The following is a 13,812-nucleotide window of genomic DNA, read 5'->3' as shown; positions in this document are numbered from 1 at the left end:
GAAAGAAATGAAACCCCACCACCGAAACCACAGGCAGTTCAAGGATTCCAGCCGGCGCAAGAGCGCCGAGGCCACGGCCAACTCCGTGGACGAAGCCATCATCAAGGCCCTCACCGAGCTGCGCGTGCCCAAGGAGCGGGCGCGCATCGAGGTGCTGGACGAAGGCAAGCCCAAGCTCCTGGGCCTCTTCGGCGGACGTCCCGCGCGCGTGCGCGCCACGCTGAAGGGCGGGATTGACGTCGAAGCCCCCCAGCGCGGCGACCGCGGGGACCGCGGCGGGGACCGCGGCGGACGCCGGGAGCGTGGCGACCGCGGCGGCCGTGAGACGCGCGCCGGCGGTCAGGATCGCCCCGTTGGCCAGGACCGTCCCGAGCGGGCCCCGCGTGGTGACCGCCCGGAGCGCGGGGATCGGGACCGCGACCGTGACCGTGGCGACCGCGAGGCCCGTCCGGCCCGCGCCTCCTCCAGCCCGGTGCGGCCCGAGGACATCCGTGAGAAGGCGGCGCAGATGCTGCGTCTCATGGGCGCGGAGCCCGGCATCACCATCGAGGAGCGCTCCGGCGAGGTATGGCTCAAGGTGGAGTCCAGCGAGCTGGACGGCGTGCTGATCGGTCGCCGGGGCGAGACGCTCACCGCCATGGAGCATCTGCTCACGCGCATGTCGAGTCTTCACGACCGGGACCGCGTGAAGGTGATCCTGGACATCGGCGGCTACCGCAGCCGCAAGGGCGCGCCGGCCCCCGGAGGCATGCTGCCCGACGACGCCATGACGCCGGTGGACGACTCCGAGGACCTGGACGAGGTGCTGGAGGCCGAGACCTCCGAGTTCGAGACCGTGGCCGACGCCGGGGAAACCGGTGCCGAAGGCGGCCGCAAGCGCCGTCGCCGGGGCCGTCGGGGCCGCGGAGGCCGCGGCGAGGGTCGTGAGGAGGCCGGCGTGAACGGCGGCGAGGCCGCCGTGGCCGCGCCCCGCGGGTTCACCCCGCGCGGGCTGGGCACGCCCGTGGATGAGGCCGAGATGGAAGAGCCCGGCGGAGCGCTGCTGGACGAGGCCGGGTTCGACGAGCCGGAGGACGAGTTCGACGCCGAACCGGCGCTCGAGGCGGACGAAGCGGACGAAGTGGCAAGCCCCGTGGCGGCCGCCCCGGCCGCCCCGGCGGTGCGCGACCCCGAGGACGACTTCCGCGAAGAGGACTTTGGCGGCAGCCGGCCGCACAGCCGCAGTGGCGGCAGCGGCGGTGGCGGCGGCCGGGACCGGGACCGCGATCGTCGCGGTGGCCGCAGCGGCGGCGGTGGCCGGGATCGCGACCGCGGGCGTGGCGGGCGTGACCGCGACCGGGACGACCGTCCGCACTTCGAGACCACCCCCGAGATCCGCGCGTCCATCAGCGAGTCGAAGCGGCTCGAGCAGGAACTGATGGCCCGCATGGGCGGCGAGCAGCCGGCGGCCGAGACGGGCCAGCCGGAAGCGGCCGGCCCGAAGATGCCGACGTTCAAGAAGAACACCAAGAAGCGGCGGGGGTACGCGCCTCCCGGAGCGTAGTCGCGGAGCGGGCGCGCTCCCCTGGATCGAGCGCGCCCGGATCGGCAGGAGCGATGTTCGACCTCGACGACACCATCGCCGCACTGGCGACCGCACCCGGCCCGGCGGCCCTGGCTCTCCTGAGAGTCAGCGGCCGCCGGGCTTTTTCAGTGGGCGACGCGGTGTTCCGCGGCCGCGTGCGCCTGGCCGACCGGCCGGGATTCACCGTGGCGCACGGGTGGGCGGTGGCCGCCGAGATGACGCCCGCGGTGGGTGACGAGGCGGCGGCCGGTGGCGCGGCTGCGCCCACCGAGCCATCCCCCGCCGCGTCGCGGGGCGCCGCCGCCCCGCCCTTCGGGCACGTCATTGACGAAGTTTTGGCCACCGTCTTCCGCGCCCCGCACAGCTACACCGGCGAGGACATGGTGGAATTCTCCTGTCACGGCGGCGCGGCCACCACCGCCGCGCTGCTGGCCGCGCTGCTCCGCGCGGGCGCGCGGCCGGCCGAGCCCGGAGAATTCAGCCGGCGGGCCTTCGTGAACGGGCGGATGGACCTGGCCCAGGCCGAGTCGGTGGCGGATCTCGTGTCCGCGCGTACCGACCGGGCCCGCGAGAGCGCCGTGGCCCGGCTGCAGGGCGAGTTCTCTCGCGCCGTGCGCGCCATGGGCCTGCGCACGCGCGAAATCCTGATGGACTGCGAGACCTACCTGGACTTCCAGGAGCAGCTCCCCGACGACTTCGCGTGGGAGCTGCGCGCCGCCGGAGCGCGGGGCCTCGCCTCGGAGGTGGAGGCGCTGCTCGCGGGCGCGTCCGCCGGCAGGCGCCTGCGCGAAGGCGCGCGCGTGGTGCTCACAGGCCGGCCCAACGCGGGCAAGTCGAGCCTGCTGAACGCGCTGCTACGCGAGGAGCGGGCGCTGGTGAGCGAGGTGCCCGGCACCACGCGGGACGTGCTTCGCGAGACGATTGATCTCGGCGGCGTGCCGGTGACGCTCGTGGACACCGCGGGCCTCGGCGAGCCGCCCATATCTTCCGGGGGCACGGGGTCGGCCCCCCCGCCGGGGCAGCTCGAACTCGCCGGCATGGAACTCGCCCGCCGCGAACTTGCCGCCGCGGACGCCCTGGTGCTGGTGGTGGATGTCTCCGTTCCGGTGAGCGTGGACGACCGCGAGGCGCTGGAGCGGCTCGCCCACCGGCGCGGCGTGGTGGCGGCGAACAAAGTTGACCTGGGGGATGCGTGGGGCGAGGCGCGTGAAGGCGTCGCCCCCGCAACGGCCCCGTCCCCAGGCGCGGCCCCCGTGCAGGCCGCCGCGGGAAGCGCCCTCTGGCCCGTGGTGCGAACCTCCGCGCGAACCGGCGCGGGAGTTGCGGAACTGGCGGCCGCGCTGCGCACGCTGCTCCTCGGCGACGCCGGGCGCGAGGCGCCGCTGGTTGCCACGGTGCGCCAGGAGCACGCGCTGCGAGCCGCGAGCCTCGCGCTCACGGCCGCCGCCGAACGCCTGGACGCGCACGAACTGCTGGACACCGCGGCGTTCGAGTTGCGCGAGGCGCTGTCCGCATTCGACGAAGCCCTGGGCATCGGGGCGTCGGCGCCGGTGCTGGACGAGATCTTCTCGAGGTTCTGCATCGGAAAGTAGGCCGGGCATTCATGCCTGCAGACACTCCTGCCCGCTGAATCCCGGGCCTTCGCAGACCTCGCCCCCGATTTCGCCCTCCGACCTCGCCCCCGATTTCTCGCCCCCCGATTTCTCCGCCCCACCGGCGGTCGCCCACCGTACAATTCCTCTTCCATGGACTCCTGCGACGTTCTTGTCATCGGCGCCGGCCACGCGGGCTGCGAGGCCGCGCTGGCTTCTGCCCGGCTGGGATGCGCGACGATCCTGCTCACCGGCAACCTGGACTCGGTGGCGCAGATGTCGTGCAACCCGGCCATCGGCGGGCTCGCGAAGGGCCAGTTGGTGCGCGAGATTGACGCGCTGGGCGGGGCCATGGGACGGGTGATCGATCGCACCGGCATCCAGTTCAAGATGCTCAACCGCAGCCGCGGCCCCGCGGTGTGGGCGCCTCGGGCGCAGGCGGACAAGCGCGCCTACCAGGTGGAGATGCGCCGCGTGGTGGAGGCCGCCCCGGGCCTGGAGCTGCGCGAGGGGCTGGGGGTGTCGCTGCGGACGGGCCCGGGCGGCGCCATCGAGGGGGCCATGGTGGTGCCGGGGCATGGGGAGATTTCGCTGGCCGGGCTCGCAAATGTGGCCGACGCCGCGGTCAGCGGGGCGGGCCGGGCCGACGCCGCGCCTCCGGGCGTCCGGCGGCAGGCCCCCGAGACCGCCGGGGACTCCTCCGCGGCTCCGGCCCCGGGCTACCTGCTGCGCGCCCGGGCCGTCATCCTGTGCACGGGCACATTCCTCAACGGATTGATTCACATAGGGTTGGAGTCATTTCCCGGGGGGCGTCGGGGAGATCCCGCCGCCTTCGGGCTGTCCGACTCGCTGCGCGAGCTGGGTTACCCCATCGCACGGCTCAAGACCGGCACTCCCCCGCGGCTCGAGGCGGCCTCCGTTGATTTCAGTTCGCTGGAGGCACAGTGGGGCGACCGGCCGGCGAGGCCGTTCTCGCACTTCAGCGGCGGGCCCATCGAGGTGGATCCGTTGCCGTGCCACCTTACGCGCACGACCGACGAAACGCACCGCGTGGTGCGGGAGAACCTGTCGCGCTCGCCGCTCACCACCGGGCGGATCGCCGGCGTGGGGCCGCGCTACTGTCCGTCCATCGAGGACAAGGTGTGTCGCTTCCCGGAGAAGCCCGCCCACCAGGTGTTCCTGGAGCCCGAGGGCCGCGACACCGACGAGATCTACGTGAACGGGCTCTCCACGTCGCTGCCGGAGGATGCGCAACAGGCGATGGTGCGCACGCTGCCGGGGCTCGAACGCGCGAATATTGTGCGGCCGGGCTACGCGGTGGAGTACGATTTCGTTCCGCCGGCCTTCCACCTGGAGCCGACGCTGGAAAGCCGCGGCGTGGCCGGCCTGTACTTTGCGGGACAGATCAACGGCACCTCGGGATACGAGGAAGCCGCGGCACAGGGCCTGCTGGCGGGTGCCAACGCCGCTTTGAAGCTGCTCGGGCGCGCGCCGCTGCGACTCACGCGCGCGCAGGCCTACGCCGGCGTGCTGGTGGACGACCTCGCGCTGCGCGGCACGCACGAGCCATACCGGCTGTTCACTTCGCAGGCGGAACACCGGCTGGTGTTGCGGCACGACAACGCCGGCGAGCGCCTCGGCCGCGTGGGGCACCAGTGCGGGCTGATCAGCGACGCGGAGTTCGCGCACCTGGAGGGCGAGCGCGTCGCGGTGGAGGAAGAGCTGTCGCGGGCGGCGCGGGACCGGCTTCCGGCCGAGTCCGTGGCGGTTCTGGCGGGTCGAAGCGAACGGGCGACTGTACTGGAACTACTGAGGACACAAGGAATTACATATGAGATGATCCGGAGGTTCGATCCCGGTGCCACGCTTTCCGCGGAACTGGGAGAACGCGTGGAGGTGCGGGTGAAGTACTCCGGGTACATCGCCCGCCAGGAGCAGGCCATCCAGAGGATGCTGAAGCTGGAGGCCGCCCCCATCCCCGGGGGCGTGTTCGAGGCGGAGCTGAACGGGGTCTCGCGTGAGGCGCGGGAAAAACTGCGCCGCTCGCGCCCGGCCTCGGTGGGCCAGGCAATGCGGATTCCCGGCGTGAGCCCCGCGGACATCGGCGCACTCATGATCCACGTGGCGCGTGCGGCGCGCGGCGGGACGGACATATCCAAGGAGAGCCAGTGAAGGATCGTCGCGAGAGAACTTCCAGCGCGGGCCGTGCCGGCAGTGTGGGCCGCGCGGGGACTGCTGGCCGCGGAGTCCCGTCCGCCGGACGCGCCCCGGACCCTGCCACCCAGGTCACACCGGACGCCGCGGAAGTCCCCATTGAGGTGCGGCCCGCGCCCGACTTCTCAGAGCCGACCATCCGGCTGGCGCCGGAGTTTGAATCACAAGCCAATGCCTACATTGATCTTCTGATGGAGTGGAACGAGCGTTTGAACCTGGTGTCGCGCCGCATGACGCGCGATGATCTGTTGCGGCATGTGCTTGGATCGCTCGCCCCGCTGGAGCTCCTGGAGGCGGCTGGGCCGACAGCGGCAGACTTCAGCCTGCTGGACATTGGCTCCGGCGGCGGCTTGCCCGCACTGCCCCTGCTGCTGGCTCGGCCGACGTGGAAGGGCGTGCTGGTTGAGGGCATGCTCAAGAAGTGCCGATTCCTGCGCGAGGCAGCCACGCGGTTGGTCCCGGGGCGGGCGCGAGTGATCCAGGCGCGCTACGAGGAGCTGCCGGGCCCGGGTGCGGAGGTGTCCGAAGACCCTGAGTTTGGGCCCACCCCGGAACTGGTGATTCCAGGCAACACATTCCAGATGATCACCATGCGCGCGGTGGCCCCGGATCGGAAGCTGGTGAACCACATCTCGGAGCAGGTCCGTGTGGATCTGGCTGTGGGTGGCTGGATGGTGTGGTTCGCCTCCCGGGACGAGGCGATCAAGCAGCAGGCGCTCGATGCCCTGGCGCGGATTGGTCTCGAGGATGTTCGACTCGTGCGCGTGGACTGGGCCGACACCACGCTGGCGACGGGCCGGGGGCCGGCGCGGTAGAGCGTCAGCCTGGCGGTGACGCCGCCCTGAGCAGGGCTGGCTCATCCGGGGTCCGCCCGCGGCCAACAGGCGCCCCCATTGCGCTCCCGGGTCGCGCAGATACGCCCCCCCGATCTTGTTCGCTCCCTCCATAACCCCCCTGGCAAATGTTCCACGTGAAACACATTTCGGATCACACACCACAATTCATTTACAGCCAGCTAATTACACTGTAGTGCTGAAGAATCATGTGGACGGACGCCGCGTGCGCATGGGATAAATCCCAGCGTGCAACCGGCGCCCAGCATCCCTGTGCGCACTTCCCGACGGTCGGTTGACCCGCGCCCGGCCTTGCAGGATCCAGGCTCCCCGCGGCAATGTTTCACGTGAAACACTCCCCACATGGGCACCCTGAAATGGAACGTATGGGCAAAGTCGTCGCGATCACAAACCAGAAGGGTGGCGTCGGCAAGACAACGACGGCCATCAACTTGGCAGCTTCGCTGGCGCGCGGGGTGGGCATCTCGGGCGACACCACCGAGAAGAGTATCTACGAGGTGCTCATCAATGATCTGCCGATCCAGGAGGCGATCGTGCCTTCCGGGGTCGAGAACCTGGACCTGGTGCCATCGGGTCAGCGTCTGAGTGGCGCGGAGGTGGAGCTGGTTGGGCTGATCGCGCGGGAGAACCGGCTACGCGACGCCGTGCAGCCGGTGCGGCAGGAGTACGACTACATCATCATCGACTGCCCGCCCTCGCTCGGCCTGCTGACGCTCAACACGCTCACCGCCTCGGATTCGGTCCTGGTGCCGCTGCAGTGCGAATACTACGCGCTGGAGGGCTTGAGCCATCTGCTGCAGGCGATCCGGTTGGTACAGGCTAAGCTGAACCCCGCCTTACATATGGAGGGTGTGCTGCTGACCATGTACGACCATCGCCTGAACCTGTGTCAGCAGGTCGAGGACGAGGCCCGCAAGTACTTCGCCGATCGCGTCTACAAGACGGTCATCCCGCGCAACGTCCGGCTGAGCGAGGCGCCGAGCTTCGGCAAGCCCGCCGTGGTTTACGACCCCGGCTGCACCGGATCCACCAGCTACCGCAACTTGGCCCGGGAGGTGATTGAAAGTGCAAACTAGGAAAGCCCTCGGCCGGGGGCTGAGCGCCCTGATCCCCGGGGACGCGCCCTCGGCGACATCGGCGCAGGAGTCGGTGGAGCGCATCCCGCTGGACCGCGTGAAGACCAACCCCATGCAGCCGCGCACCGAAATGGACGAAGCCCGTCTGGCGGATCTCGCCAACTCCATCCGCGAACGCGGCCTGGTGCAGCCAATCGTGGTGCGCCGCGCGGGCTACCACTTCGAGTTGATCGCCGGCGAGCGGCGCTTCCAGGCCTCGCGCAGGCTGGGGCTGTCGGAGATCCCCGCGATCATCAAGGACGTGCCCGATGATCAGCTCCTGGAGCTGGCGCTGGTCGAGAACATTCAGCGCGAGGACCTGAACCCGATCGACGAGGCGCACGCCTACCAGAAGTTGATCGAGACCCTTGGAGTGACTCAGGAGGCGGTCGCCAAGCGGGTGGGAAAGGACCGGGCCACAGTCTCTAATTCATTGCGGTTGCTGACGTTGCCGGAACAGATCCGAAAGCTGGTGGCCTCCGGCAAGCTCACCGCCGGCCACGCCCGGGCCCTGCTCGCCCTGGGCTCCGAGGCGGACATGCTGCGCGTCGCGGAGCAGATCGTGGCCGAGGGGCTCACCGTTCGCACCATCGAGGAGCTGGGACGCACCGCGCGCAAGGCGCGCCACAAGGGACGGCGCATCAAGCGGCGCGTGATTCCCGAGTTGGTGCAGATCGAGGAGCAGCTGCAGCGGCGCATGGGCACGCGGGTGCGCGTGACCGGCACGCAGCACAAGGGCTCCATCGCGATCGAGTACTACTCGATGGAAGAGCTGGAGCGGATCCTGGACGAGCTGAAGATCACGGTGAGCTAGTGGCCGCCGAGAAGGATCCACCCATCCGCATCGGCATCTCCGCGTGCCTGCTGGGGCGCGAGGTGCGCTACGACGGCGGCCACAAGCGGGACGGCTTCCTGGTGGACACCTTCGGCGCCTACGTGGAGTGGGTCACGTTCTGCCCCGAGGTGGAGCTGGGCCTGGGCACGCCGCGCGATCCCATCCGCCTGGTGCGCGAGAAGCGCGGCGCCGACGTGCGCCTGGTGGTGCCGAAGACCGGCCGCGACCTCACCGACAACATGCGCGCGTTCGCGAAGCGCCGGGTTGCGAAGCTGCGCGCCGACGACCTGTGCGGCTTCGTGCTGAAGAAGAACTCGCCCTCGTGCGGCATGGCGCGCGTGAAGGTCTACGACCACAACGGCGCGCCCTCGCCGGAGGGCGTGGGCTTGTTCGCCGCCGCAGTGATGGAGCGCTTTCCGAACCTGCCCGTCGAAGAGGAGGGCCGGCTCTCGGATCCGCGCCTGCGCGAGAACTTCGTGGAGCGCGTGTTCGCCTACCGGCGCCTGCGCACCCTTTTCGAGGGCCGCTTCAGGCCCGGCGCACTGGTGAAGTTTCACACCGCGCACAAGCTGGCGCTGCTCGCGCACTCCACCGCTGCATACACCGAGCTGGGACGCCTGGTGGCGCGCGCCCGCGAGGTCCCGCCCGCCGGGCTGCGGGATCGCTACGAAGCCGGCTTCATGCAGGCCATGAAGAAGATCGCCACGCCGCGCCAGCACACCAACGTGCTGCAGCACATGGCGGGCTACTTCAAGAAGGACCTGGGCGAGGCGGAGAAGCGCGAACTCGGCGCGATCATCGAGGACTACCGCCGGGGCCTGGTGCCGCTGGTGGTGCCGCTGACGTTGATTCGCCACCACGTGCGGCGGCACCAGGTGGAGTATCTCGAGGGGCAGACGTATCTGCAGCCACATCCGCGGGAGTTGATGTTGAGGAACCACGTGTAGCGGGGGGCTGGCGCGGAATCTACCAGGGGAGTCGCCGGGCGGGCCCGCTGTCGCGCCACCCTCGTGCCGCGGAGGCGCCGCCGCATCAGCCCCGCGTGAAACCCGCACCCTCCTCCGACATCACCATTGCGAAGAACTCGCAGCGGGTGCAGCTACCGACTTTCTGAGCCGTGGTCCCCTGGACCACTCCGCCGCACAGCGTTCCCGCGACGCTCCAGCAAATGCGGCCCGCTGCCTGCCCGCCATTCTTGCCCGCGTTCCGAAGGCTCACCGCCGCGGGGCACACTCCCAACTCGCCCACGCGCTCCCCGCCAGGCTGACGGCCGCAGCACTTGTACTCCCAGCAGTTCTGCCCAGCCATCCCGCGTTCCCCATGCAAGTCGATGGATCCAGCGAGGCCCGCGTGGCGCTCGCGCAACCGGATGCCGGACGATATCACACGCTCCGTCTCCAATACCAACCCCTCAGTCCCGGGCTCGAGCTGCAGCCGCGCAATTCCCCTGCCGTGTGGATAACTCGGCTCCCCTGTGGAAAACCTGTTAAATGACAATTCCCGAATCGTTTGCGATAAGAGAACAAGCCGCGCGGGGGTGGCTTATGCACCTCCTTTGCGTGACAGGGGATTACGCGGGTTGTCGGTGAGTCCGGGGGTGGTGAGCGGGTTGGTTATTGAGGGTGGAATCGCCTGAACGTGCGGGCAGGGGGGCGGGCGATTCAGGCCGGCGGCGGCTCTCCGGGCTCCAGCGCCGCCACGCACTCCACGTGATCCGTGTGCGGAAACATGTCCACCGGTTGAATCCACGGCGCCCGGTACCCCAGCCGCGCAAAGTGCGCCAGGTCCCTCGCCAACGTGGTGGGATTGCAGGAAACATAGACCACTCGCCGCGGCCTCAACTCGCACACCCGGTCAATGACCCGCGGGTGCAGCCCCGCGCGCGGGGGATCCACCACCACCACGGTGGGCTCCAGTTCCTTTGCGCCGCCCAGCCGCAGCCACGGCCGCGCGTCGGCGGCGAAGAAGCGCACGTCGGGCGCGCCGAGCTGGCCGGGCTCGCTCGAGGCCGAAACCGCCGGCGCCACCGCCCCGGGCGCCCGGGCCGCGGTGGTCCGCATCCCGCGCCCGAAGTTCCTCTCCGCATTCCGCACCGCGTCCCGCACCGCCTCCTCCACCGTCTCCACGCCCCACGCGGCGGCGCACTCGCGCGCGAAGGTGAGCGTGAGCGTGCCGGTGCCGCAGTAGAGGTCCAATACCCGATCCTCGGGAACGAGCTCCGCCGCAGCCAGCGCCTCGCGGTACAGCACCTCCGCCTGGGCCGAGTTGGTCTGGAAGAACGACCACGGGGAGATCTCGAACTCCAGCCCGTTGAGCCGTTCCACGATGCGGTCCTCGCCCCACAGCAGCTGCCAGCTCTCGGCTTGCACCGCCTGCGCCTGGCCGCGGTGCAGGCTGAACACGAAGCCCCGGAGCGACGGCACCTCCCGGGCGAGTTCCAGGGCCCAACTCCCGAACACGTCCACCCGCGGCTCGGCGGAGACCAGGTTCACCAACAACTCGCCGGTGGCGCGGCTCTCGCGCAGGGCCACGAACCGAAGCTCACCCTCGTGACTCCGCAGGTCGTAGGCCGGCAGCCCGTCCCGACGGGCCAGGGCGCGCAGCACCTCCACGGTCCTGTTCATGGCCGGGGGGCAGATGTGGCATTCGGAGAGGTTGAAGATGGTGTCGAAGCGGCCCCGGTGGTGGAGCCCCAGGCTCACCCGGCCGTCCTCAGCCGCGCCGAACGAGAACTCCATCTTGTTGCGGTAATGGAAGATATCAGAAGACGGCCGCACTTCCCGCACGGGGATGTCCAGTGCCGCCAGGTGGGTCATGGAATCTCGGATGGCCTGCTGCTTGTGGAGGAGTTGCGCCGCGTAATCGTAGTCCTGGAACCGGCATCCGCCGCACACCGACACGTGCGCGCAGCGCGCCTCCACCCGGTCGGGTCCGGCTGAAAGCCGTTCCACGGCCACGGACTCGGCGTAACGGCCCTTGCTGCGGGTGATCCGGGCCCGCACCCGGTCGCCGGGCAGGGCGCCCTCCACGAAGACCACGTAGCGGTCGAGCTTGGCCAGTCCGCGCCCGCCGGTGGCGAGGCCCGTGACTTCCAGTTCCAGAACTTCGCCGCGTGCAACGGGAGGCATGGCCGGGCAGTCTCACTGGTGGGGGCGGGAGGGAGCCCGCCGCGGGGATCCCGCAGGGTGGCGCGTTGGCGCCCGTCGAGCCCCCCCGGGAATGCCCAATGAAAAAGGGCCGAGCGGTTCAGCCTCTCGGCCCTCGTGTACCTCAAGGTTGAGATCCTGAGGCGCGCAGGAAGCCCAAAATACAGCGGCCCGGCGGAGGGTGTCAAGTGGTGCGAACGCAAAATCTTGAGGGCGGGCCGGACGAGCCCGAGGCGCGTCCGGCAGCCACCGCCGTGCTTAGGACATAAAACACTGCGACAACACATTTTAGGAGAATACACCAGCTCCCGGACCCAGCGGTGGCCCACATCATCCATATAGGCAGCTCCCACCGCCCGGGGCGACCCTCCGGGGGCCGGGGGCCTTGTGTTATACTGCGTCGGCAGAAGCAGATGCCCGAACCGCCGGCGCCGGCAATCGGCCGCGCGCCGCTTTTGCGTTGCCCCGTGACCACCATCCAGCTCCGAAGGAGACCCGCGTGACATCCGCCAACGCCCCGTTGGAGGCGCTCGAGCGCCTCAAGTCCGGCCACGACCGCATCGTCCGCGAGGTGCGCAAGGTGATCGTGGGCCAGGACCGCGTGGTCGAGGAGTTGCTTACCGCGCTCTTCGCCAACGGCCACTGCCTCCTGGTGGGGGTGCCCGGGCTGGCCAAGACGCTGCTGGTGAGCAGCCTCGCGCGGGTCCTGGACCTCAAGTTCAGCCGCATCCAGTTCACCCCGGACCTCATGCCCTCGGACATCACAGGCACGGAGGTGCTGGAGGAGAACCGCTCCACCGGGCAGCGCGAGTTCCGCTTCCTGCGCGGGCCGCTGTTCGCCAACCTGGTGCTGGCCGACGAGATCAACCGCACGCCGCCCAAGACCCAGGCCGCCCTGCTGCAGGCGATGCAGGAGCGCGAGGTGTCCGCCGGCGGCCAGACGATGCGCCTGGAGCCGCCCTTCTTCGTGCTGGCCACCCAGAACCCCATCGAGCTGGAAGGCACCTACCCGTTGCCCGAAGCGCAACTGGACCGGTTCATGTTCCAGGTGCAGGTGGACTATCCCTCGCAGGCGGAGGAGGAGCGGATCGTCACCGAGACCACCGGCGCGTCGGTGCCGGATCTTCAGCCGGTATTCGCGTCGAAGGAGTTGACCGACTTCCAGGCGCTGGTGCGCCGCGTGCCGGCTTCGGAGTTCGTGGTGCGCTACGCGGTGAGGCTGGCGCGGGCCACCCGCCCCACCGAGGAGGGGTCGCCGGACTTCGTGAAGCAGTGGGTGAGCTGGGGCGCCGGCCCGCGCGCGTCGCAGTACCTGGTCCTGGGTGCGAAGACCCGCGCGGCCCTAGATGGCCGGTTCGCGCCCTCGATCGAGGACATCCGCGCCGTGGCCCCCTCGGTGCTGCGTCACCGCGTGATCCCCAACTTCAACGCCGAAGCCGACGGGGTGCGCTCACCGGAGATCATCCGGCAGCTGCTGGAGAAGGTGTCCGCGGACGGGAAGGGCGCGTGAGCGGAGCCCACCCGCGCGCGACGGCCGGCGGCCGCAAGCTCGTGACGCCCGGAGCAGCTTCCCGATGAACCGCCCCGGCCCGACCGGCGCCGACGTCCGGCGCTTCCTGGACCCGCGCGTCGCCTCGCAGATCGAGGCCATTGACCTGCGCGCGCGCCTGGTGGTCGAAGGCTTTCTCGCGGGCCTGCACCGCAGCCCCTTCCACGGATTCTCGGTGGAGTTCGCCGAGCACCGCCCGTACGCGCCCGGCGATCCCATCCGCCACGTGGACTGGAAGGTGTACGCCAAGCAGGACCGCTACTACATCCGGCGCTACCACGAAGAGACCAACCTGCGCTCCTACCTGCTGGTGGACCAGAGCGCATCCATGGGCTTCTCGCGAGGGGGACGACCCACCAAGCTGGAGTACGCCTCCTCGCTGGCCGCAGCGCTGGCCTACCTGATGCTGGGTCAGCAGGACGCCGTGGGGCTGCTGCTGTTCGCCGAGAAGATGGAGAAGTTCGTGCCGCCGCGCTCCGTGAAGAGTCACCTGCACCAACTGCTGATGGAGCTGGGCCGCGCGCGCGCGCAGAGCGGCACCAAGGTGGCCTCGTGCCTGACCTCGCTGGCCGAGCGCATCAAGCGCCGCGGCCTGGTGATGGTGTTCTCCGACCTGCTGGACGAGCCCGACGAGGTGCTCGCCGGGCTGAAGTCCTTCCGCCACCGCGCCCACGAGGTGGTGGTGTTCCACGTGCTCGACCCGGACGAGCGGCGGTTCCCGTTCCACGAGCCGGTGGAGATCGAGGACATGGAATCCTCGGAGAAGCTGGTGACGCACGGCTGGGAGGTTTCGCGCGAGTACCGCCGGCGCATCGAGGAATGGACCGGTCGGCTGCAGCGCGAGTGTCGCGAGCGGCTCATCGACTACGTGCCGCTGGACACTTCCACCCCCTTCGACGTGGCGCTGGTCCGCTACCTCGAGAAGCGCGCGCGGCTGCACTGA

Annotated in this window: 10 protein-coding genes; 9 read left to right on the top strand and 1 reads right to left on the bottom strand. The window is 70.1% G+C overall.

The window, feature by feature from the left end:
• Positions 1–7: 7 nt before the first annotated feature.
• The 7 genes from HZB25_03905 to HZB25_03875 all read left to right on the top strand — a co-directional run bounded on the left by HZB25_03905 (position 8) and on the right by HZB25_03875 (position 9,121).
• Complete coding sequence (locus HZB25_03905; GenBank protein ID MBI5836369.1) at positions 8–1,543, top strand: Jag N-terminal domain-containing protein; 1,536 nt, start codon at positions 8–10, stop codon at positions 1,541–1,543.
• Positions 1,544–1,596: 53 nt separating this feature from the next.
• On the top strand, positions 1,597–3,156 hold the full coding sequence (gene mnmE, locus HZB25_03900) for a tRNA uridine-5-carboxymethylaminomethyl(34) synthesis GTPase MnmE (protein ID MBI5836368.1): 1,560 nt from the start codon (positions 1,597–1,599) through the stop codon (positions 3,154–3,156).
• Positions 3,157–3,309: 153 nt separating this feature from the next.
• Positions 3,310–5,328 (top strand): tRNA uridine-5-carboxymethylaminomethyl(34) synthesis enzyme MnmG, encoded by a 2,019-nt coding sequence (gene mnmG, locus HZB25_03895; GenBank protein ID MBI5836367.1) that lies wholly within the window; start codon positions 3,310–3,312, stop codon positions 5,326–5,328.
• Entirely contained in the window at positions 5,325–6,185 is an 861-nt protein-coding gene (locus tag HZB25_03890; protein ID MBI5836366.1) for a class I SAM-dependent methyltransferase, read from the top strand. The genes mnmG and HZB25_03890 overlap by 4 nt, the downstream gene beginning before the upstream one ends.
• Before the next feature lie 404 nt (positions 6,186–6,589).
• On the top strand, positions 6,590–7,300 hold the full coding sequence (locus HZB25_03885) for a ParA family protein (protein ID MBI5836365.1): 711 nt from the start codon (positions 6,590–6,592) through the stop codon (positions 7,298–7,300).
• Positions 7,290–8,153, top strand: coding sequence for a ParB/RepB/Spo0J family partition protein (locus HZB25_03880; protein ID MBI5836364.1), 864 nt, complete (start codon positions 7,290–7,292; stop codon positions 8,151–8,153). Before HZB25_03885 ends, HZB25_03880 begins: the two co-directional genes overlap by 11 nt.
• Positions 8,153–9,121, top strand: coding sequence for a DUF523 and DUF1722 domain-containing protein (locus tag HZB25_03875; GenBank protein ID MBI5836363.1), 969 nt, complete (start codon positions 8,153–8,155; stop codon positions 9,119–9,121). Before HZB25_03880 ends, HZB25_03875 begins: the two co-directional genes overlap by 1 nt.
• Positions 9,122–9,835: 714 nt before the next feature.
• On the opposite strand, the gene rlmD is transcribed toward HZB25_03875, so the two are convergent.
• Positions 9,836–11,302, bottom strand: a complete 1,467-nt coding sequence (gene rlmD, locus HZB25_03870; protein MBI5836362.1) for a 23S rRNA (uracil(1939)-C(5))-methyltransferase RlmD — start codon at positions 11,300–11,302, stop codon at positions 9,836–9,838.
• 517 nt (positions 11,303–11,819) lie between these two features.
• On the opposite strand from rlmD, the gene HZB25_03865 reads away from it, so the two are divergent.
• On the top strand, positions 11,820–12,830 hold the full coding sequence (locus HZB25_03865) for a MoxR family ATPase (protein ID MBI5836361.1): 1,011 nt from the start codon (positions 11,820–11,822) through the stop codon (positions 12,828–12,830).
• A gap of 64 nt (positions 12,831–12,894) precedes the next feature.
• Positions 12,895–13,812 (top strand): DUF58 domain-containing protein, encoded by a 918-nt coding sequence (locus tag HZB25_03860; GenBank protein ID MBI5836360.1) that lies wholly within the window; start codon positions 12,895–12,897, stop codon positions 13,810–13,812.

It is taken from the genome of Candidatus Eisenbacteria bacterium, assembly GCA_016235265.1.
Classification (GTDB): domain Bacteria; phylum Eisenbacteria; class RBG-16-71-46; order RBG-16-71-46; family JACRLI01; genus JACRLI01.
This window is presented reverse-complemented; position numbering and strand designations above follow the sequence as displayed.